The organism is Altericroceibacterium endophyticum (assembly GCF_009827595.1).
Lineage (GTDB): Bacteria > Pseudomonadota > Alphaproteobacteria > Sphingomonadales > Sphingomonadaceae > Altericroceibacterium > Altericroceibacterium endophyticum.
This window is the reverse complement of sequence record NZ_WTYT01000001.1, coordinates 448,260-466,213: the sequence shown is the minus strand read 5'-3', so window position 1 is coordinate 466,213 and position 17,954 is coordinate 448,260. Positions and strand designations below refer to the sequence as shown.

Annotated in this window: 25 protein-coding genes and 1 pseudogene; 15 read left to right on the top strand and 11 right to left on the bottom strand. The window is 61.7% G+C overall.

Annotated features, from left to right (window positions below; genetic code table 11):
- Nucleotides 1-50: 50 nt before the first annotated feature.
- The 3 genes from GRI91_RS02290 to GRI91_RS02280 are packed head-to-tail and all read right to left on the bottom strand — an operon-like array spanning nt 51 to nt 2,817.
- The gene (locus tag GRI91_RS02290) at nt 51-779 is read right to left on the bottom strand and encodes a YggS family pyridoxal phosphate-dependent enzyme (RefSeq protein ID WP_160734996.1); all 729 of its coding nucleotides are present in this window, start codon (nt 777-779) and stop codon (nt 51-53) included.
- A gap of 11 nt (nt 780-790) precedes the next feature.
- Nucleotides 791-2,119: a serine hydroxymethyltransferase gene (gene glyA / locus GRI91_RS02285; protein ID WP_160734995.1), complete on the bottom strand. Its 1,329-nt coding sequence runs from the start codon at nt 2,117-2,119 to the stop codon at nt 791-793.
- Nucleotides 2,116-2,817, bottom strand: a complete 702-nt coding sequence (locus GRI91_RS02280; protein WP_237437598.1) for a glutamine amidotransferase — start codon at nt 2,815-2,817, stop codon at nt 2,116-2,118. The genes glyA and GRI91_RS02280 overlap by 4 nt, the downstream gene beginning before the upstream one ends.
- 88 nt (nt 2,818-2,905) lie before the next feature.
- Between GRI91_RS02280 and GRI91_RS15835 the strand changes: the two genes are divergently transcribed.
- Together GRI91_RS15835 and GRI91_RS02275 are read left to right on the top strand one after the other, a co-directional pair.
- Nucleotides 2,906-3,133, top strand: a complete 228-nt coding sequence (locus GRI91_RS15835; RefSeq protein ID WP_202385405.1) for a GntR family transcriptional regulator — start codon at nt 2,906-2,908, stop codon at nt 3,131-3,133.
- A gap of 143 nt (nt 3,134-3,276) precedes the next feature.
- A complete protein-coding gene (locus tag GRI91_RS02275; protein ID WP_202385404.1) occupies nt 3,277-4,338 on the top strand; it encodes an aminotransferase-like domain-containing protein in 1,062 nt (353 codons plus the stop codon).
- 46 nt (nt 4,339-4,384) lie between these two features.
- On the opposite strand, the gene GRI91_RS02270 is transcribed toward GRI91_RS02275, so the two are convergent.
- From GRI91_RS02270 to GRI91_RS02255, 4 genes are all read right to left on the bottom strand, one after another.
- Nucleotides 4,385-4,975, bottom strand: a complete 591-nt coding sequence (locus GRI91_RS02270) for a hypothetical protein (protein WP_160734994.1) — start codon at nt 4,973-4,975, stop codon at nt 4,385-4,387.
- 168 nt (nt 4,976-5,143) lie between these two features.
- A complete protein-coding gene (locus GRI91_RS02265; RefSeq protein ID WP_160734993.1) occupies nt 5,144-5,689 on the bottom strand; it encodes an AAA family ATPase in 546 nt (181 codons plus the stop codon).
- An 8-nt stretch (nt 5,690-5,697) separates the two neighbouring features.
- Nucleotides 5,698-6,414 carry a 2OG-Fe dioxygenase family protein gene (locus GRI91_RS02260; RefSeq protein ID WP_160734992.1) on the bottom strand — a complete coding sequence of 239 codons (717 nt, stop codon included), beginning with the start codon at nt 6,412-6,414 and terminating at the stop codon, nt 5,698-5,700.
- Nucleotides 6,411-6,917 (bottom strand): cupin domain-containing protein, encoded by a 507-nt coding sequence (locus tag GRI91_RS02255; RefSeq protein WP_160734991.1) that lies wholly within the window; start codon nt 6,915-6,917, stop codon nt 6,411-6,413. Before GRI91_RS02255 ends, GRI91_RS02260 begins: the two co-directional genes overlap by 4 nt.
- A 73-nt stretch (nt 6,918-6,990) precedes the next feature.
- Here GRI91_RS02255 and GRI91_RS02250 point away from each other — a divergent pair, with 73 nt between their 5' ends.
- The 7 genes and pseudogenes from GRI91_RS02250 to GRI91_RS02225 all read left to right on the top strand — a co-directional run bounded on the left by GRI91_RS02250 (nt 6,991) and on the right by GRI91_RS02225 (nt 9,778).
- Nucleotides 6,991-7,167 (top strand): thioredoxin domain-containing protein, encoded by a 177-nt coding sequence (locus GRI91_RS02250; RefSeq protein WP_160734990.1) that lies wholly within the window; start codon nt 6,991-6,993, stop codon nt 7,165-7,167.
- Between the two features lie 159 nt (nt 7,168-7,326).
- The gene (locus tag GRI91_RS02245; RefSeq protein WP_202385403.1) at nt 7,327-7,569 is read left to right on the top strand and encodes a DsbA family protein; all 243 of its coding nucleotides are present in this window, start codon (nt 7,327-7,329) and stop codon (nt 7,567-7,569) included.
- Entirely contained in the window at nt 7,566-8,006 is a 441-nt protein-coding gene (locus tag GRI91_RS02240; protein WP_202385402.1) for a hotdog fold thioesterase, read from the top strand. Before GRI91_RS02245 ends, GRI91_RS02240 begins: the two co-directional genes overlap by 4 nt.
- Nucleotides 8,003-8,212, top strand: a pseudogene (locus GRI91_RS16370) (RBBP9/YdeN family alpha/beta hydrolase); the annotation flags it as partial. The gene GRI91_RS02240 and the pseudogene GRI91_RS16370, both read left to right, overlap by 4 nt.
- A 43-nt stretch (nt 8,213-8,255) precedes the next feature.
- A complete protein-coding gene (locus GRI91_RS16365) occupies nt 8,256-8,603 on the top strand; it encodes an RBBP9/YdeN family alpha/beta hydrolase (RefSeq protein ID WP_419866821.1) in 348 nt (115 codons plus the stop codon).
- 53 nt (nt 8,604-8,656) lie between these two features.
- On the top strand, nt 8,657-9,136 hold the full coding sequence (locus GRI91_RS02230; protein ID WP_202385399.1) for a LysE family transporter: 480 nt from the start codon (nt 8,657-8,659) through the stop codon (nt 9,134-9,136).
- A 24-nt stretch (nt 9,137-9,160) separates the two neighbouring features.
- Nucleotides 9,161-9,778 carry a DJ-1/PfpI family protein gene (locus GRI91_RS02225; RefSeq protein ID WP_160734989.1) on the top strand — a complete coding sequence of 206 codons (618 nt, stop codon included), beginning with the start codon at nt 9,161-9,163 and terminating at the stop codon, nt 9,776-9,778.
- A gap of 84 nt (nt 9,779-9,862) precedes the next feature.
- Here the strand turns inward: GRI91_RS02225 and GRI91_RS02220 are convergent, their stop codons facing one another.
- Genes GRI91_RS02220 through GRI91_RS02210 form a run of 3 tightly spaced genes read right to left on the bottom strand, consistent with a single transcriptional unit; the run spans nt 9,863 to nt 11,130 of the window.
- Complete coding sequence (locus tag GRI91_RS02220; RefSeq protein ID WP_202385398.1) at nt 9,863-10,099, bottom strand: cupin; 237 nt, start codon at nt 10,097-10,099, stop codon at nt 9,863-9,865.
- A 42-nt stretch (nt 10,100-10,141) separates the two neighbouring features.
- Nucleotides 10,142-10,525: a nuclear transport factor 2 family protein gene (locus tag GRI91_RS02215; protein WP_160734988.1), complete on the bottom strand. Its 384-nt coding sequence runs from the start codon at nt 10,523-10,525 to the stop codon at nt 10,142-10,144.
- Nucleotides 10,526-10,536: 11 nt separating this feature from the next.
- Nucleotides 10,537-11,130, bottom strand: coding sequence for a LysE family translocator (locus GRI91_RS02210; RefSeq protein ID WP_160734987.1), 594 nt, complete (start codon nt 11,128-11,130; stop codon nt 10,537-10,539).
- 87 nt (nt 11,131-11,217) lie between these two features.
- Between GRI91_RS02210 and GRI91_RS02205 the strand changes: the two genes are divergently transcribed.
- From GRI91_RS02205 to GRI91_RS02195, 3 genes are all read left to right on the top strand, one after another.
- Complete coding sequence (locus GRI91_RS02205; RefSeq protein WP_160734986.1) at nt 11,218-12,606, top strand: aminotransferase-like domain-containing protein; 1,389 nt, start codon at nt 11,218-11,220, stop codon at nt 12,604-12,606.
- 21 nt (nt 12,607-12,627) lie between these two features.
- On the top strand, nt 12,628-13,431 hold the full coding sequence (locus GRI91_RS02200; protein WP_237437597.1) for a DMT family transporter: 804 nt from the start codon (nt 12,628-12,630) through the stop codon (nt 13,429-13,431).
- A 79-nt stretch (nt 13,432-13,510) separates the two neighbouring features.
- Nucleotides 13,511-14,209, top strand: coding sequence for a cupin domain-containing protein (locus tag GRI91_RS02195; protein ID WP_237437642.1), 699 nt, complete (start codon nt 13,511-13,513; stop codon nt 14,207-14,209).
- A gap of 292 nt (nt 14,210-14,501) precedes the next feature.
- Here the strand turns inward: GRI91_RS02195 and GRI91_RS02190 are convergent, their stop codons facing one another.
- Complete coding sequence (locus tag GRI91_RS02190; protein WP_237437596.1) at nt 14,502-15,476, bottom strand: MarR family winged helix-turn-helix transcriptional regulator; 975 nt, start codon at nt 15,474-15,476, stop codon at nt 14,502-14,504.
- A gap of 241 nt (nt 15,477-15,717) precedes the next feature.
- Between GRI91_RS02190 and GRI91_RS02185 the strand changes: the two genes are divergently transcribed.
- Genes GRI91_RS02185 through GRI91_RS02175 form a run of 3 tightly spaced genes read left to right on the top strand, consistent with a single transcriptional unit; the run spans nt 15,718 to nt 17,951 of the window.
- Nucleotides 15,718-16,854, top strand: a complete 1,137-nt coding sequence (locus GRI91_RS02185) for an aromatic ring-hydroxylating oxygenase subunit alpha (protein WP_160734983.1) — start codon at nt 15,718-15,720, stop codon at nt 16,852-16,854.
- 28 nt (nt 16,855-16,882) lie between these two features.
- A complete protein-coding gene (locus GRI91_RS02180; protein ID WP_160734982.1) occupies nt 16,883-17,614 on the top strand; it encodes an acetoacetate decarboxylase family protein in 732 nt (243 codons plus the stop codon).
- A gap of 28 nt (nt 17,615-17,642) precedes the next feature.
- Nucleotides 17,643-17,951 carry an EthD family reductase gene (locus tag GRI91_RS02175; protein WP_160734981.1) on the top strand — a complete coding sequence of 103 codons (309 nt, stop codon included), beginning with the start codon at nt 17,643-17,645 and terminating at the stop codon, nt 17,949-17,951.
- Nucleotides 17,952-17,954: the final 3 nt, after the last annotated feature.

Below are 17,954 nucleotides of genomic sequence, written 5' to 3'. Positions count from 1 at the left end.
AGGGCCGCCCGGAGAAAGATCGCGGTTAGTTCGTGGGAATCCGCCGACTGTCATTGTGCACCCGGCCAATAATACGCATTCGGAAAGGGGCGGGGGCCGAAGATTGCCTGTCCTACCCGCACGACCGTTGCACTTTCCTCGACGGCGATTTCATAATCGCCAGACATACCCATCGAAAGGCCGTGCCAGTCTTGGGCAGCATCACCGTCTTGCAATAGGCGCTGCTGAATAGCCCGCAGATCGCGAAAGCACTGGCGGACGCGGATGTCATCTTCGGAGAAGATAGCCAGCGTCATCAGGCCGCGCACACGCAGGGCGGTGAAGGCTGGCAGCGCTTTCGCAAAAGCGATAACCTCTTCTGGGGGCAAGCCGAACTTGCTTTCCTCACGTGAGGTGTTGACCTGAACGAACACATCGAGGCTTTGCCCTGCCGCCTGCAGCCGTCGGTCCAGCGCTTCGGCAACACGCAGGCTGTCGAGCGCCTGAAACTCCTTGGCGAAGCGGGTGAGATATTTGACCTTGTTGGTCTGCAAATGGCCGATCACACTCCACCGCACGGGCAGATCGGCCAGCGCTTCGGACTTGCCGCGAGCTTCCTGCACCTTATTCTCGCCGAAGCAATCGAGCCCTGCGGCATAGGCTTCGCGCACGCGTTCTGGCGGCAGGGTCTTGGTAACTGGCAACAAACGCACGGAGCCCGGATCGCGGCCCGCGCGAACACAGGCCGCCTCAATCCGGGAACGAACGCGCGCAAGGTTTTCGGCGATCTCCACGCTCATCGTCGTGCCTCCTAAGGTTCCAGCGGGAAGGCAGCGGTGAGATCGCGCACTTGTCGCCGCACCTTGTCAAGCACTGCGCTATCCGGCGTCCGATCCTTGCAGGCAGCATCGAGCAGGGTGAGAATCATCTGCCCGATCAGCGTGTATTCCGCTTCTCCAAATCCGCGGGTGGTGCCTGCTGGCGAGCCCAGCCGGATGCCCGAGGGGGCAGACGGGGGCTGCGTGTCGAACGGGATCGTATTCTTGTTGATGGTCAGCCCGGCGCTTTCGAGCAGGTCGGCGGCGCTTTGCCCATCGATGCCGAACGGGCGCAGATCGACGAGCTGCAAATGGCTGTCCGTTCCGCCAGTGACGAGACGCAATCCGCTATCGGCCAGAACATCGCCCAGGATGCGGGCGTTATCGCAAACGCGCTGCGCATAGTTTTCGAACGCAGCAGTTCCGGCTTCGCCAAAGGCAACGGCCTTGGCGGCAATCACCTGCATCAGCGGGCCGCCCTGCGTGCCGGGAAACACCGCCTTGTCGATCTTCCTGCCGAGCTCGAGATCGTTACTTAATATTATGCCACCGCGCGGGCCGCGCAGTGTCTTGTGCGTGGTCGAGGTGACGACATGGGCATGGGGCACCGGGTTCGGGTATGTGCCTCCAACGATGAGGCCGGCATAATGCGCAACATCGGCCATTAGATAGGCACCCACTTCATCGGCAATGGCACGGATCGCAGCAAAGTCGATCCGTCGCGGATAGGCTGATCCGCCCGCGATGATGAGGCGAGGGCGGGTTTCCCGCGCGACGCGGGCGAGATCATCCAGATCGATCCGCTCATCCTCGCGCCTTACCTTGTAGCTGACCGCGTTGAACCAGCGGCCTGAAATTGTGACCTTTGCGCCGTGGGTGAGATGCCCCCCGCAGGCAAGGTCGAGGCCAAGAATGGTGTCGCCCGGCTTGAGCAGCGCGAAGGACACGGCGAGGTTGGCGCTTGCGCCGCTATGCGGCTGCACATTGGCCCAGTTTGCACCGAACAGATGCCGCAGACGGTCTATTGCCAGCTGCTCCACCGCATCGGATGGGCCGCAGCCGCCATAATAACGTCGCCCCGGATAGCCCTCGGCATATTTGTTGGTGAAGATCGAGCCTTGCGCCATTCGCACTGCGCGGCTGGCGAAATTCTCGCTGGCGATCAGCTCGATGCAATCTTGCTGGCGCAGCCGTTCGTCCTCGATAATGCTAAACAGGTCCGGATCGGCACTGGCGATGTCATCCGGCACCGCCTCACCGCCCAACCGGGAAGCGATGCCGGACGATGGCGTAAGGAGAAGGGTAGGGGATTCAAAAGTCATGGCCGCAACTCCTTTAGCCATTGGGAAAACATCTGCTGGCCCGCATCGCGGAGCGCAGCTCCGTAGCGCGCCGCATCTGCACGAAGGACGCTGAGGTCCAGCCCCGCTGCCGCGAGTTCGCAGGCATGGCCGATCAGCCAGCGTTCGATCCGCGCGCAATTCGCTTCCGGATGAAATTGCAGGCCGAGGATATTGGAACCAAGCGCAAAGGCCTGATTGCTACAGGCCGGTGTTTCGGCCAGTCGGTCGGCTCCCTTGGGCATGGCAAACATGTCGCCATGCCAGTGGAGCACTGGAACATCGGCCAGCTGGGCGAGGGGACCCTGCGCCCCGGCCTCGCTCAAAGTGAGCGGCGCGAAGCCTATTTCTTTCTCCTCGCCGGGCATTACGCGCGCGCCGAGTGCCGCTGCCATGAGCTGCGCGCCAAGACATATGCCGAGCGTGGGCCGGTTCTCCGCCAGTCTGTCCGTCAGCAGTGCGATCTCGTCGACAAGGAAGGGATAGTTGCCCGTGTCATACACCGCGACCGGCCCGCCAAGCACGATGACAAGATCAGTCTTCACCGGCTCCAGCGTCCGGAGCTCGTCCACGCCAATATCGTAATAGTGCAGCTTATACCCCGCCTCGACGAGCGGTTGTTCAAAGGTACCGAGATTCTCGAACGGTACATGCCGGATGGCTACTGCGGTTTTCAGCATTGCTGCGCTCCCTGAAAGTCGGGCTGGCCATAGGCGTAAACCGGCCTATTAAGATGATCCAGTTTTGGAATATTAATTAGGCCGGATCATGCGCAACCTGACCATCGAACTTGATCCCCATTCTATGCGGCCACCTTATCTCAAGGTTGTCGATGCCCTGATCACTGCGATTGAAGCCGGGAGACTGAAGCCAGGCGCGCGCCTGCCAGGAACAAGAGCGCTGGCGAAGGTGCTTGGCCTAAACCGCAACACAGTGGATGCCGGGTATCAGGAGGCCGTGGCGCAAGCGTGGCTGGTGGCGGAGCCTTCGCGCTGAACTTTCGTTGCGCGCAATCTGCCTGACATTGGGTTGGGCACGTCTGCTGGTGCCAAGGCGAACCCGCAGCTCAGTGAGAGCGGGGCCGAAGTGAGCGCAAAAAAGCACTCCTGTCCTTCAGCGATGGCGCCGCCGACCCGCGCTTGCTGCCGACGGCGGCGCTGGCCCGGGCGTTCCGACGCGGGCTGATCCGTAAGAAGGCACTGTCGTCGCTCGGCTATGATGATGCGCGCGGGACGAGCGCGCTTCGCCATGCTTTAAGGACACATCTTGCCGCCCAGCGTGGCCTCTCTTTCGCGTCGCACGATCTGATGGTGACGCGGGGCAGCCAGATGGCTTTGTTTCTTGCCGCACAAGCCATTGCAGAACCGGGCATGGCGATTGCCGTCGAGAACCCAGGCTACCCGCTCGCTGTCACTGCGTTCAGGGCCTCTGGTGTGCGCGTCGTTCCGATCGACGTGGACGAGGGTGGCATGTCCATCGACGGGCTCGAAATCGCACTGGCACGTGATCCGTCGATCCGGGCTGTTTATGTCACGCCGCACCATCAATATCCCACCACCGTCACCATGGGCGCCGCACGGCGCCTCCGCCTGATAGACCTCGCCCGCACGGCACGGCTGACTATCCTCGAAGATGATTATGACCATGATTACCGGTTTGAAGGAGCCCCCATCCTGCCGATCGCGGCTCGGGCCGCGGGCGAAACCGTCTACATCGGATCGCTTTCCAAGCTGCTCGCTCCTGGAATCCGGCTGGGCTATGTCGTCGCTCCGCCCGATCTGGTGGCGCGCATGGCCGGGATCCGGGAAGCGATCGACCGGCAGGGTGACGGTCCGCTGGAGGAAGCCGTGGCCTTGATGATCGAAGATGGCGAACTCGCCCGTCATGCGCGCAGGGCACGGCGCATCTATCATGCGCGCAGAGATTATTTGGCGGCCCGGCTCCGCGACACTTTACCAGAGGCGCTAACCTTCGATATTCCGCTCGGCGGCCTGGCGTTATGGGCGCGGATTGTCGACAGCACCGATCCCGAGCGTTGGAGAAAAGCCGCAAGCGAACTCGGGTTGTCCCTGACGCCTGCAGCAAACCATAGCATCGATGGGCTGGCACCTGCGGCTTTCCGCCTCGGTTATGCTGGCTTGGACGAGCAGGAAATCGACCGGGCTGCCGAAATCCTCAAGATCGCTCATCTGCGGACCTGACAATGACCGGTAGCAGTTCGGCCACCTCGATACCTATTCCCTTCGTTCAATCCGAGCGATAGAGATGGACAGCGATCAAAACACCAAGATGCTCTGTCACAAGCTTGCTTCCATCGGCAGTCTCGCGGATTTCATCGCGTGAGGCCCGGGCTGCAGTGAGGAGGCGTTCATCTCGAATTGCGACTAGCGTCTCCAGACTGGAGCTGTTCCTCCCGAATGTCTCCTCACCGATCCTGTCGATCAATGAGGGCTCCAGCGCCATTCGAAGAATGAACGGTCGTTCGCGCCATCTTTGAAAAAATGGCGTGTTCCCTGGATTGATATGAACATCGCCAAATTCCACGCGCCGGGTTTGAAGACGATCGCTTCCCGGCGGACACCATTCCATGTCGAAAGGCTCCGCCTTATGAACGACGACGGATGGCTGCGTAGCGCCCAGCAGAACGCTATCTGCTGGGGCCAGAAAGCCTCGTACGACATGAAGATCGCTTTGGGACAGATGCCTTTCGACCGACAGGCTGTTCGTCCCAATGGGGTTCGAAAAATCAAGTAGTTCGATTGATGGTTGTTGGCCGTCTTCGGCCATTTGCTCACTTCGGTCTTGCTGTTCGTCTAACGACGCAAGCGCCGACTTCATCCTGAAAATGCCTTGGCCGTTACGAGTAACCCTGGAATTTTCTCATCTGCGTTTTCTCATCCCAATCGCCTTTCTGTAATAGAGACAGCCCGAGAAACCGGGCCGTTTCCACCGACGATCCATGCTCGGTATTCTGGCCGAAAGGTTCGCGCTTGGGATTAGCTGTCATCACGTCTTCAGCTTCGCAATCCAGTGCTGCACGAAAGTTGCGCGCTCATCGGGCGAAACGAGGGGAAGGGGAACAAGAATGTATCCCAGTTCCTGATAGACGCGACCCATGATGTAATGGGTCGCCACCGCCTCGTCCCAGTCCTGCTTGCGCTCGGTATCCTGGGCGTAGATCTGGGCCCAGGGCGGCGCGATGAAGACATGCCGATTGTACCGGTTGCTCTCCGCCGCGCGTGTGAGGTCGGCGGGTATGCCCAGCCCGCATAATGTGCGGTAGCCGATGATGTCAGGAATGCCTCGATCGAATAACAGGATGCCGTCTTTCGTCTGTGCTTCTTCATAGGAGTTTAGGTCATGCGTAAGCATCCGTTCGGCAAAGGCGTCGCGGTCATCCCATGGTAGAGCGGTTCCGCCGGCGGCCACCTCGTCGCGGATCACCGCTCGTCTGGCCTCGGGCAAATGCGGCAAGCCTTGTTCGGCCAGCGCCGCAAGGAGCGTGCTTTTGCCTGATCCGGGTCCGCCGGTCACGATAAAGAAGCGATCCATCCCGCCCCTCAACTTTCCCGCGCTTGCGCGAAGGTGAGGACCAGCGTGTCCCGCCATGCCGGGGCGCCCAGCTTCGCCGACTCGATGGGCGTCGTACCGTGACGGACATCCCGGTCATTCAGGAGCAAGGCTTCGCCGGGACAGGTTAGCCGATGTTCGAGAATACACGCGCCGGAATCCTCTTCGACGCGGCTTTCACCTCCCGCGTAATCGCTGCAGCCGACGAGCAGGATCAGCACCCAGTCGCGCCCGTCATGATGCATGCCCTCCGGCGTTGGGAGGCCGGACTGTCCCGACAGTGCTTCGATGCGAAATTGATGCGCTTCCACCGTCCACGAGTTCGGACCTTGCGGGGGCGGATCCGCAATAAGAGCGGAGGTGCCCAGCACCAGCGCCTGGAACAGCGGCGATCCGGTTCGAGCTTCGGCCATCGGCGCGAACCAGCGTTCGATGCCGCCATTCAATGGATTGTGATCGCGCTCTTGGTAATGCGGGCGATGCGGCAAACGCTCGCATTTCCCGCCTGCCACCTCAAAGGCGGCATAGCGTCTGCGGCGATAGGTGCCGCCGTCGGCCATCCATGTGTCGCGCGGCAGATCATTCCAACTCCGCGCAAACGCTGCCCATTCGGGGCTGCCGGGATCAACCAGCTTACCCGGTGGCAAGAGCAGGGCGGGCGGCGTGGCGATGCACTCGTCGGAGGCGGTTGAGAGCCGCCCGGTCATGTCTCGTCGTCCCAGTAGCCTACCGCATCGGCATAGCGCCCGACATGGTCCACCGAGCGGCTCGCCTTGTCGCCGCCGGGTGCGGCGCCTGCCATGACCGCGAACTTGCCGCTGTCTGGATAGTCGATCACGTCGGGTTCGTTCATCGTGCTGATGGCGAGATAGTGCAGGTCCGTATCGCCGATATTGATTATCTGATGAGCACTCGCTGCACCGCTGGCCGGGCACAGCGCGACATCGCCCGCCCGCAAAGCATGGTCGCCATCGGCGTAACGCAGGCGACCGCTGCCGGAAAGGATCACGAACAGTTCCTCATTTGCGTGATGGCCGTGGAAGGGCCACGCCCGCTTACCCGGCGGCACCACGACCAGCTTTCCGCCCAGCATGCGCGCACCCAGCGACGACGCGAAGGAAGCTGTACGCGCTTGATAGATATCGCCGTGCGCCTGCGCCTGCAGCTCCAAGGCATCGAGATGAAGAACGGGGGATGTGATGACGGCCATGATTGAACCAATACAATATTTGATTTGATGGACTCACAATATGATACAATGACGATGCCCAAGGAGCAACCAGATGAGCAGGAAGACCCTGGCCGATTTCAATTTCGATCCCGTCTCGCCCTTCGCCTTCGTGATGTGGAAGCGCCTGCGTGAAGACGATTTCGGACTGGAGATACGCCCGGTCCCGGTGTTGCTGGGGGCGCTGCTCAATCAATGGGGCCCGATCGGTCCGGTGGAAGTGCCGCCCTAACGGGCGCAGACCTATCGCATGTGCCAATGGCTTGCTGACAGGAACGGTATCGCGCTGCGCTTTCCCGATACGCTCCGTTTAGTGCGGTCGAGGCCCTGCGGCTGCTGATTGCGCTCGACGCCCGCACGGACGCTGTAGATACCGTGTTCGAGGCGGTTTTTGCGAAAGGCCAGGATCGCAAGCGCGGACGTAAAGGACGGGCCCCGAGCCAACACCGAGACAGCGATAGCGCGCGGCGTGTTTGGCGTTCCCACTCTCGCGATCGGAGAGGACCTGTTCTGGGGCTTCGATACGCTGGACATGGTGCGCGATTATCTGGCCGATCCCAAACTGTTCCAGACGGCTGAGACGCAACGCCTCGGCGCTCTCGATTATGGTGGCGCCCGGAGGGCACAATCGTGACCGGGGCCAATGACCCGCTTCTGCTCGAACGCGTTCGCGAGAGCTTCTCGCGTCAGAGCTTCATGGGGCTGATCGGGGCCGAGGTGATCCACCTTGCCATGGCTGGCGTGGTTCTCGATCTGCCGTTCCGGGCTGATCTTTGCCAGCAGAACGGCTTCCTTCATGGCGGCGTGGTTGGTGCGATTGCCGACGTCGCGGGCGGCTATGCCGCCTACTCGGTCTTCGGCGATGGCGATGATGTCCTGACGGTTGAATACAAGCTCAATCTTATCCGCCCGGCGACGGGGGAACGCCTGCGGGCCACGAGCGAGGTGCTGCGCGCCGGCCGCGCCCTGACGGTCTGCGATCTCAAGGTCCATGCAATGCGCGAGGGAGAGGAGGTGCTGTGCGCTTCCGGCCAGCAGACACTCATGCGCATGGAAGTGGTCAGCGCATGACACTCCCGGTCCTGTTGCTTCCCGGCATAGGCGGTTCGGGACCGGACCATTGGCAAAGCCATTGGGAGCGGACCGATCCCGACATGACCCGCTTCGCACCGTCCGATTGGGACCGACCGGAACTTGCCGACTGGTGCGAGGCGCTGGATCGGGCGGTGAAGTCCTTGGACAGCTCGCCCATTCTGGTCGCGCATAGCCTTGCCTGCCTGCTGGTCGCCGTGCCCGACCCGTGCGGACAGGCGTTTCCGGATGAAGCGCGGTCTTTCGCGCAAGTTCTGGAGCAGCCCCCTGCGGTTTCCCAGCCTGATTGTCGCCAGCGAGAACGATCCTTACGCGACGGTCGATTACAGCGAACGGCGCGCCGGGCAGTGGGGCTCGCGGCTGATCGCGTTGGGTCCGCTCGGCCATATCAACGCGATCAGCAATCTGGGCGGTTGGCCAGAGGGCCGGGATATCCTCAAGTCCTTCCGCGCTGAAATAGAAGGGAAGGGGCATGACCATCTGGACTGCGCTTGCCGGGTTCACGCTGGCCGCCGGGCTTCTCGTCATCGCGCCCGGGCTCGACATGGCACTGGTCCTGCGCACGCTCGCCGTTGAGGGGGCGCGTCAGGCTCTCGCAGCGGCGGCAGGCGTGGTCGCGGGCGTGACTGGTGGTGGCGCTGGGGCTTGGCGCGCTGCTCGCGCTGTCAGGCACGCTTAACACGATCCTGCAATATGCAGGCGCAGCCTATTTGCTATGGCTGGGGCTGGGCATGGTTCGTGCGGCACTCAAATCGGGTGCTCCCTCCGATGCAGCAAGTCCGGCATTGCCATCTGCTTCATCACGATCGGGCAACTGGTTCATGAAGAGCCTGCTCACCAATCTGCTCAATCCCAAGATGGGTGTCTTCTATGTGAGCTTCCTGCCGCAGTTCATTCCGGCGGGAGCATCGGTGCTGGGCTTCAGGCTGTTGCTGGCGGCGCTTCATGCCGCGCTCAGCATGGTCTGGTTCGCGCTTCTGATTCTTGGCAGCCGTCCGCTGCGGCACTGGTTTGCGCGAGGGGCTGTAGCGCGCTGGCTCGATGGCCTGACCGGCGGCGTGCTCATCGCGCTGGGTCTACGCATCGCCTTCCATCCGGCGCAGCGATAGCGCCATTTTCATATCGAGAGAGATATGCAGATAGCCGTTCTGACTTTCGACGGGGGCAACGAACTGGATTCGTTCATCGCGTCGACGATCCTCAATCGCCTCAGGCTGCTGGGCTGGAATGCCTGGATCACGTCGCCTGCGGACGAAGTGGCATCGCTGAATGGCGTCACGATCCGCTGTCAGCGTCCGCTTGAATTCGCCGCAGAAGCAGACGCCGTTCTGATCGGCAGCGGTATCCGCACGCGCGACGTGGCTCGCGATGACGCGCTGCTGGCGCAGCTTAGGCTCCACCCCGACCGCCAGCTGATCGGTGCACAGTGCTCAGGCACGCTGCTGCTGGCGAAGCTCGGGCTGATTGGCGATCTGCCTGCCTGCACCGACCTGACGACAAAGCCATGGGTCATCGAGGCAGGCGTGAACGTGATCGACGCGCCGTTCGTGGCGCATGGCAATGTCGCGACAGCGGGCGGCTGCCTAGCCTCGCATTATCTCGCGGCCTGGATGATCGCGCGCGGTGGTTCGGTGGAACAGGCGCGCGAAGCGATCCACTATGTCGCGCCGGTCGGCGGAAAGGACATGGACGTCGAACGGGCGATGGCTGTCATTGCGCCTTTTTTGGTCGAGGCGGCTGCGTCCGCCTGATCCGTCGTCTCAATCGCTTCTGGCCTGCTCGATCACCAGAATGCGCGCTTCGCCAAGGGGGCGGGCGACATGTTCGTCGCCTGGCTAGGCGTGGAAGATGTCGCCTGTTTCAAGATGCAGAACCTGTTCGTCGCCAGCGGTCCGGACATGCATGTCGACACGCCCGTCGAGGACAGCGAAGACTTCCGGGCCATCGTTGATGTGCCAGCGGTTGGGCTGGTCGGTCCAGTGCAGCCGCACCGTCGCGTCGTCGATCCGCTCAATCGACAGTGCGTCCCATGCTGATCTGCCGGTGAAGTCGCGGGCGCGGATAACCTGCATTTCTATCCTCTTGCTCACCGCTGTTGTGACGGAGATTTGGGATCAGTTACCAGGCGACGTTTCCTGCGCGCTGTAGAAGCTCTCGCCTTCGACCTGTCGGTCGTCCACGAAGCGCATCGTTTCGAGCGCCCGCCTGGCCTTACCGTTACGCCGGGCCACATAGTGGACGCCGAGCACCTGGCGTTCGATATCGCAGACGGCAGCGATCAGGGTAAAATGCAGTTCAGACGAAGCCTCCAGCGCCCTTGACCAATAGGCGCGCAAACTGGCCTTGCCCCCGATGATCGATGAACCCGTCAGTTCCGCGGCCAATGGGGTGATGAAGCGTGCATCCTCAGCAAAATGCGCCAGAATGGCGTCGAGATTGCGCGCGTTCCAGTTGGCGATCCAGTTCGCCGCGAACATCTCCATTTCTTCCCGGTTCATTGCGTTGTCCTTCAGATCAGAAATAGCAGGGCTGTAAGCCCGGTCAGAACCGCCATCACGCGCACGAAGACGATCATGCCCTTGCGGCTTTCGAGCAGTTCGCGGGCCCCAGCGCCCATCGCCGCCCAGGTTGCGATGGAAGGCAGGCCGACCAGCACAAAGGCTGCGACGATAACGCCGAGCTGCAGGGCGAGCGGTCGGCCGGGCACGGTAAAGCTGGCGATGGCAGGCATGGTAATCGCCCAGGCCTTGGGATTGACGAACTGGAAGGAAGCTGCCTGAAAGAAGGTCAGCGGATGTGCGCCCTCGCGGCGTTCGATGCCTTCTGATTGCCACAGCTTCACGGCGAGCCATCCGAGATAGACGGCACCGAAAATCCGTACCGCCCAGCGCAGAACTGGCCATGCTTCGAACAGCGCCCCCAGACCCAGCCCGCTGAGCACCAGCATAAGCGCGCAGCCGAAACTAATCCCGAAGATGTGCGGGATGGTCCGGCGGAATCCGAAAACCAGCCCAGAAGAGGCAAGCATGATATTGTTGGGGCCGGGCGTGGCCGTGCAGACGAAACTGTACAGCGCAAGCGGGGCAAGCAGACTCGTATCCATGATGTTCTCCTGCTGCGCTGGATGGCCATCATTGAACTATGAGTCAAATGTGATATTGAACCAGCTCAATATAATGTAGGAATGGCGATGAAAGACTGGCAACCGGATATCTCAAAGGGCAGTGCGCCGGTGTACGAGCGTCTCGTGACCGCGCTGGAGGGCGATGTGCGCGATGGCCGCCTTGTGCCCGGCGATCGTTTGCCACCGCAGCGCGATCTGGCGCACCGCCTGTCCCTGAGTGTCGGCACGGTCAGCCGGGCCTATGTCGAGGCGGAGCGGCGTGGGTTTATTTCCAGCCATGTAGGCCGGGGTTCTTTCGTCGCCGACCGGGCAAGGCCGCATGCCGCGCCACATGACACCGGCCCGCTCGACATGGCGCATAATGTGCCGCCGCTCGATCCTGCCGAGCGCTGGATCGGGGAGGGGCTGTCTCGCGTGCGCCAGCGCGCGGATCTTGGCGTAGCGGTGAACTATGCGCCGCCCGAAGGCTTGGTCTCGATGCGCGAGGCCGGGGCATCCTGGCTGAAGCGCCGTCATGGCGTGACGCGCGCGACGGCGGATCGGGTTATCCAGTGCAATGGTGGGCAGCATGGCCTTGCTCTCGCCTTCGCGGCGCTGGCGCGGCCCGGCGATACGATCCTGTGCGAAGCCGCGACGTATCCCGGCATCCGGACCTTGGCTGACCATGGGGGTTATCGCCTGCAGGGCGTTGCCATGGATGAACGCGGCATCGATCCCGAAGCGTTCTCCCGCTGTGCCCGGGAGACTGGCGCCAAGGTGCTGGTCATAATCCCGACCTTGCAAAACCCGACTACGATCACCCTCGATGCCGCGCGCCGCGCTGACATCATCGACGTCGCGCGCGCCCATGATCTGATGATCGTCGAGGACGATGCCTATCGCGTCTTCGCCGACGCCGGTGCGCCGGACTGCTTTGCGGATCTCGCGCCGGAACGGACGTTGATGGTCGCGGGCGTTTCCAAGGCGGTCGCGCCCGGCTTGCGGCTCGGTTTCCTATTGCCGCCCGATGATGAGTATGTGCGCGACCGACTGCTGCTGGGCATTCGCGCCTTTGGCTACAGCCCGCCATCGCTGGGCGGTCTTGTCTTCAGCCAGTGGGAACAGGACGGAACGGCCGACAGGATCGCCGATGATGTAATTACCGAAAGCGAGGCGAGGACGCAGTTGGCGTCGTCGATCCTCAGCAAGGCGATGGCAGTGCCGGGGGCGGGGCGCAGCCTCCACGTATGGATGCCGATGCCCATGCTCGATGCCGAACGGCTGAGCGCCCGCGCCTTGCGCGCCTCCATCGCGCTGACGCCGCCGGACGGGCCGATTGTCGATGAGACTGCACCCTCTGGGGTTCGTCTGTGCCTTGGCGGCCTGCGCTCGCGCGATGCTCTCGAACAGGCGCTTCGCGATATCGCTGCCATGCTGACGAGTGCCGGGGGCAGCGCCGCGCGCGGTCTGGTCTGAAATGCGGGGCTAGCGATGCACATGAATCGAGCCCCGGCGAGTGGTACGGCTCTCTGGTCTTACGCCACGCTCTGGATCGTGATCCTGTTCTGGTCAGGCAGTTTCATTGTCGGGCGCGCAATGAGCGGTGTCATTCCGCCATTCACCCTGGCGCTGGTCCGGTGGAGCGGTGCGCTTGCGATCCTTCTGCCTTTTGCATGGCGGCATTTGCGCACCGATTGGCAAATGCTCCTGTCGCACTGGAAGGCGGTCCTGCTGCTTGGTCTCACGGGCGTGGCCGCGTTCAATTCGATTATTTATTCGAGCCTGCAATTCACCACCGCCAGCAACGGGCTTTTGCTTCAGGCGGCGATCCCGGCGCTCGTCCTCCTGTTCAATCGCCTCTTTGTCGGTGACCGGGCGTCGGCTTTGCAGATCGTCGGCGTGACCCTCTCCATGCTGGGCGTGGCGGTCATCGTCTGGCGCGGCAATCTTGCGGCAATGGTGCGGCTGACACTCAATTTCGGAGATTTCCTCGTGCTGTGCGGGGTGGTCTGCTGGGCGCTTTACACAGCGCTGTTGCGCCTTCGACCCGATTGCCACCCGGCCAGTTTCCTGACGGGGACATTTGCTATCGGCGCGGCAGCGATGGCGCCGCTCTCCGCCACGGAAATGGCAGGCAGCGCAGGCATCCCGTCGCTCTTTGCCTATGTGCTCTACAACGCGGCTGTGAAAAATCTCGGAGCGGCACCCGCAGGCCCGATGATTACACTGATGCCTTTGTTCGGCGCCGGTCTCGCCGCCCTACTATTGGGCGAGGCACTGTCATCATCGGAATGGTGCTGATCCTCGGCGGCATCGTGCTGGGGATTGACGGTGTTGGCGCGACTGTGTCACGCGGCCAAGCCAACTGAGTACGTCTGTGATGTGGAATGACCGGCGGGTCGGAGCGATCGAACTGGCTTCATGTGCAGGCAATGCTCTGCCGGATTTGCGCCACCATTTTCACGAGAATGCCCAGCTCTGTCTGGTTCAGAGTGGGAAGCGCCGGGCGGAAACCCGCTTCGGGATCGTTGAGGTGACCGCGGGCGAATGCCTCTACCTTCCTGCCGGTCTGCCGCATCGCTTTACCGATAGCGCAAGCGCCGAAGGGCGCTGCCTGAATGTCTATGCGCCCCTTGACCTGGGCTCCTATCCTCACTGCCTTCCTGCCGCGAGGCTTCGGCCATTGGTGCAATCACTGGCCTTGTCAGAATCCTCGCTGGCCGGATCAGAGCGGCCTGGCACGCAAGGTACCGGCCCCGAAAATGACTCCCTTCCAATACAGGCGCTGGCATGCGCGGCGGGGGTCTCGCGCGAGCATTTCAGCCGGACCTTTGTGCAGCAGCATGGTCTCCCCCGCATCGCCATCGCATCATGTGCCGCCTCAAAGGTGCGCGTCAAGCGATCGCTCGGGGACATTCGCTGGCAGATGTCGCCGCCCACCGCCTCGGACCTGAGCTTCGAGATCGCGCGACGTTTCGGAGAGGAGAGCATTTCGATACCCTTCCCGCAACGCGACCTACATGTGAAATCAATGCTGGCTGGCTATGGTCCACAACCTTCGTCCATCGGCGAAGTGTAAACTAATCAACCATGGTATTCTCGGTCGCGCATATGCCAACGCGATTTGGCAGCTTCGTGCCTCTAGCCACCCAAAAGCGGACGGTCACCTTTCGGCCCAGTTCCTGCCTGTCCGCAAAGCGCCCTGATCGAAGACGTAGCGGTCCCAAATCTTAGTTCCCAAGAGCGGACGTTCGGTCCGTCCAGTTTGAGTTTGCGCCAGACGCCAGTGCCAAGGTCAAGGTCAAGGTCAAGGCAGCCAATCCTTCTTGATCATCGCATTCCCTTTTTCTCTGATGCTCGAACTGGACCGGTCAAGCGCCAGATCGCGGTTGTGCGACATCCTCGAATCTGAGGAGTTCTCCACGATGGTTGAGTATCCCGGCAACTGTCCGGGTAAAAAGCTCTCTCTCTTTTTGGTTGAGATGGCAGGCAATATGGCGATTGGCCGCTTCGGCGACCGGCCTTACCCGCGACAGCAGCGCATGCCCGCCTTCGGTCAACGCAATTGACAGCGAACGATCTGTTTCGCGATTGATGCTGAGCAGTCTGCGCTTCTTAAGTGTTGGCAGGACAATGGCCATCGCTGACCGTTCGGAGCCCATGACCCGCGTAAGCAAGGTCATGTTGCATGGCCCGGTAATCCCCAGCATCGCCAGCACCACATATTGCCGAATAGTCAGGTCAAACGGAGCAAGTGCGGGGGCGACAAGCGCGGCCGCTAGCTGCAGGGAGCGGCCAAGCAGGTAACCGGGCAGAACCTCTGCCGGCAGGTAATCTGGGACGGTAACCGGCTTCCCGGATGCGTCGCGCAAGGGAGGCGGATTGGCCTCGTCATGTGCGGCAATCTTCTCAAAGATGCGCTGGAGTTCACGGCGATCCGCAGCAGTCGCAGGCTCCAGGAAATCGCGCGTGGACGCGGAAAACAGGGCAACGCCACTGACCCGAGCGGTTTCCCCCTTGGGAGTACAGTAGATCGTCTTGCGCCGCTTGTCGGTTGCACATGGCTGCCGCTCGACCAGACCTTTCCGCTCCAGGGCGGAGATCACAAAGGCCCCGGTCGGCGTGTCCATGCCAATCATGCGTGCTGCCGCGGCCTGATGGCCGCCGGGGTTAGTAGCCACGGCACACAGATACAGCAATTGCGGCACTGTCAGCTCTAACCCGTGCGCGCGGCATCGTTCCAGATAGCCTGCATTCACCACTTGATCAGCGCGCGCAATCAGGTGGGCGGGCGAATAGATATGGGTGTCGAAGGCAGCCTGTCGGTCCGCCAGATCGACCGGCATTGGTGAGCCGCCTTTTTTCAATCCGGCTTCCTCCATAGACTATCGCATAGCTGCCATGCCGCAACATCGCCCAGCTGCTGCGATAGGAGAAGGGCGTCCGCAATGCAAAACCCGAATTCCGCATCCCGCCGCGCGCTCGTCGCCCAGCACTGCTTTGACTCGATATCGTTAGAGGTGTACATAGAGGCTATGATGGAGCGCCTAGACGCTGCGCGACACGGGACTGGAGAGGAGAGCGGGGATGTTCCTGAAAAACATCTGGTATGTAGCAGGCTGGACCACCGAATTCGATGCGGGCGACCTTGCCGGTCGCATGATTGCGGGCGAACCGGTGGTGTTCTTCCGCAAGCAGGACGGCACGCTGAACGCGCTTCCCGATCGCTGCCCGCACCGTTGGGCGCCGCTGTCAAAAGGGCGTCTCGAAGGCGACGATTTGCGCTGCATGTATCACGGCGTGAAATTCGATGCGGACGGAAATTGCGTCGAGGTGCCAGCTCAGGAAAAAGTCTCTCCACAATTGTGCCTGCAACCATATCCGGTTGCCGAGAAGCACCAGTGGGCCTGGATTTGGATGGGTGATCCGGCGATGGCGGACCCATCCACAATCCCAGATTGCAGTTACATGGACGCCCCGGCTCGGCGGTTCAAAACCGGGCAGCTCGACTACAAAGCGCACCATGCGCTGGTCAGCGACAATCTGCTCGACCTTTCGCACGTCGCGTTCCTGCACGAGAAAACGCTTGCCGCTCCGCCCGAAGGTGAACCGGAGGACAAGAAGACCGGCCAGTCTGTAGGTGGAGCCGCGGGCACGCGGATCGAAACTGGCGTGCGGTACGAAAACTGGCGCGTGGGCGATTTCGGGCGCGCCGTGGTGCAGGCCAAGTCGGGCGGGACCGGTGATGTCTGGTCGCGGCTGGACTATGTTGTCCCGGGCATTTTCATCTCGCGCGTCGCGACCTATCCGGCTGGAACGGCCGAAAAATGTGATTTTGGCACACCACCCGCCGATGTCGAGCCGCTCAGCGACAATATCAGTTGCCAGGCCGTCACTCCGATGACCGAACGTACGACGCGCTATTTCTTCTCCTCCGGACCGCGCAAGGCGGATGTGACCGATGAGGAAGCCGACGGCATGTGGAAGGTCGCCAGCGCTGCTTTCGATGAAGACCTCGACATGATCGAGGCGCAGCAGAAGATCATCGACAACCATCCGGCCAATCGCATGGCGTGGATCGATGCCGACAAGGGCCCGGCCATGTTCCGGCAATTGATGGCCGAACTGATGCGCAAGGAGGGCACGCCGGTTGAGGCGTTTCCGCCAAACCGTTCCGCAAGCGATACCGTCGCGAGGCCCGACGTGGTCGAAGCGGCAGAATGATTCAGCCGGTGAGGCAACAGGAGAGGCTATGCAGGGAAGACTCACCAAGGACCAGTTCGGTCTCACCATGCCGGTTCAATCGGCGGCCTATGTTGAAAAGCCATCCTATTGGCGCAATGCAGACTGGTACACCTTCGAGTATCGCACCGATCCCGAGGCCGCCGCCGCCATCGTGCCCGAACAGCTCGAACTGACCGATCCGTCGCATGTCCGGCTGATCTTTGCGGATTACGAATGGAGCACTGGCGGCCCCTACCGAGAGATCCTGCAATGCATCAACGTGCTCTATGGCGGCGAGGAGTATGCCTATTTCACACAGGCAGGTGTCAGCCAGAGCATTGCGCTGATGGCGGGACGCGAAGGCTACGGCTTTCCCAAGAAGATCGGCCATATCTCGTTCGAAAAGCACGAAGACCTCGTCGGCATGTACTACGAACGGCCACAGGGTCTGCGGGTCATGAACGGAGTGTTCCGAGGCCTCAGCCCGATGGAGGTCCCCGAGAGCTTCATGCTCAAGGGACTGAACCTGCGCGTGATCCAGAGCCCCGATCCGGACGAGCCATATTCGTTGGCAGAACTGGTGCTGGGCGAGCTCGAATGCCGCCCGAAGTTCGCGTGGCTGGGCGAAGGCAATTGCCACTACACCGGCGTGTCCGATCTCGACCCGTGGCATCAATTGCCGGTGCGCGAGAAAATACAGGCAAGCTGGATGCGGCTGGATATCAATCTCGCCGGCGCGTCGATCGTCCAACGCCTCTGACGCCGCCGCACCACCAGAAAGGACATCCATGTACCGTTTGATCAATCTGTATCCCACACCTGATGATCCCGAAGAGTTCAAACGCTACTTCGTCGAGGTTCACCTGCCGCTTGGCGCCAATGTGCCCGGCGCAATTCGACGCGGTTATGCCTTTGCGCCCGATATCCAGATCAACGGCGACATTGACTGCTTCTGCGTGTTCGAAGCCGATTACGAGAGCAAAGAGGCCCTGTTGGCTGCCCTTGCAACGCCCGAAGCGGCCGCGGCCGGTGCCGATGTTCCGAACTACTCGCCCAAGCCGGCACGCTCGCTGCTCTATGAACTGACCGAAATCTAAGCC

What these genes read in the sequence shown, in the direction of transcription:
- GRI91_RS02270 (WP_160734994.1), bottom strand. Translation starts at nt 4,975, where the DNA reads ATGAAGTCGGCGCTTGCGTCGTTAGACGAACAGCAAGACCGAAGTGAG.
- GRI91_RS02180 (WP_160734982.1), top strand. Translation starts at nt 16,883, where the DNA reads ATGCAGGGAAGACTCACCAAGGACCAGTTCGGTCTCACCATGCCGGTT.
- GRI91_RS02195 (WP_237437642.1), top strand. Translation starts at nt 13,511, where the DNA reads ATGTGGAATGACCGGCGGGTCGGAGCGATCGAACTGGCTTCATGTGCA.
- GRI91_RS02205 (WP_160734986.1), top strand. Translation starts at nt 11,218, where the DNA reads ATGAAAGACTGGCAACCGGATATCTCAAAGGGCAGTGCGCCGGTGTAC.
- GRI91_RS15835 (WP_202385405.1), top strand. Translation starts at nt 2,906, where the DNA reads ATGCGCAACCTGACCATCGAACTTGATCCCCATTCTATGCGGCCACCT.
- GRI91_RS02260 (WP_160734992.1), bottom strand. Translation starts at nt 6,414, where the DNA reads ATGACCGGGCGGCTCTCAACCGCCTCCGACGAGTGCATCGCCACGCCG.
- GRI91_RS02290 (WP_160734996.1), bottom strand. Translation starts at nt 779, where the DNA reads ATGAGCGTGGAGATCGCCGAAAACCTTGCGCGCGTTCGTTCCCGGATT.
- GRI91_RS02255 (WP_160734991.1), bottom strand. Translation starts at nt 6,917, where the DNA reads ATGGCCGTCATCACATCCCCCGTTCTTCATCTCGATGCCTTGGAGCTG.
- GRI91_RS02210 (WP_160734987.1), bottom strand. Translation starts at nt 11,130, where the DNA reads ATGGATACGAGTCTGCTTGCCCCGCTTGCGCTGTACAGTTTCGTCTGC.
- GRI91_RS16365 (WP_419866821.1), top strand. Translation starts at nt 8,256, where the DNA reads ATGAAGCGCGGTCTTTCGCGCAAGTTCTGGAGCAGCCCCCTGCGGTTT.
- GRI91_RS02265 (WP_160734993.1), bottom strand. Translation starts at nt 5,689, where the DNA reads ATGGATCGCTTCTTTATCGTGACCGGCGGACCCGGATCAGGCAAAAGC.
- GRI91_RS02175 (WP_160734981.1), top strand. Translation starts at nt 17,643, where the DNA reads ATGTACCGTTTGATCAATCTGTATCCCACACCTGATGATCCCGAAGAG.
- glyA (WP_160734995.1), bottom strand. Translation starts at nt 2,119, where the DNA reads ATGACTTTTGAATCCCCTACCCTTCTCCTTACGCCATCGTCCGGCATC.
- GRI91_RS02190 (WP_237437596.1), bottom strand. Translation starts at nt 15,476, where the DNA reads ATGCCGGTCGATCTGGCGGACCGACAGGCTGCCTTCGACACCCATATC.
- GRI91_RS02200 (WP_237437597.1), top strand. Translation starts at nt 12,628, where the DNA reads ATGAATCGAGCCCCGGCGAGTGGTACGGCTCTCTGGTCTTACGCCACG.
- GRI91_RS02220 (WP_202385398.1), bottom strand. Translation starts at nt 10,099, where the DNA reads ATGCAGGTTATCCGCGCCCGCGACTTCACCGGCAGATCAGCATGGGAC.
- GRI91_RS02280 (WP_237437598.1), bottom strand. Translation starts at nt 2,817, where the DNA reads ATGCTGAAAACCGCAGTAGCCATCCGGCATGTACCGTTCGAGAATCTC.
- GRI91_RS02185 (WP_160734983.1), top strand. Translation starts at nt 15,718, where the DNA reads ATGTTCCTGAAAAACATCTGGTATGTAGCAGGCTGGACCACCGAATTC.
- GRI91_RS02215 (WP_160734988.1), bottom strand. Translation starts at nt 10,525, where the DNA reads ATGAACCGGGAAGAAATGGAGATGTTCGCGGCGAACTGGATCGCCAAC.
- GRI91_RS02225 (WP_160734989.1), top strand. Translation starts at nt 9,161, where the DNA reads ATGCAGATAGCCGTTCTGACTTTCGACGGGGGCAACGAACTGGATTCG.
- GRI91_RS02250 (WP_160734990.1), top strand. Translation starts at nt 6,991, where the DNA reads ATGAGCAGGAAGACCCTGGCCGATTTCAATTTCGATCCCGTCTCGCCC.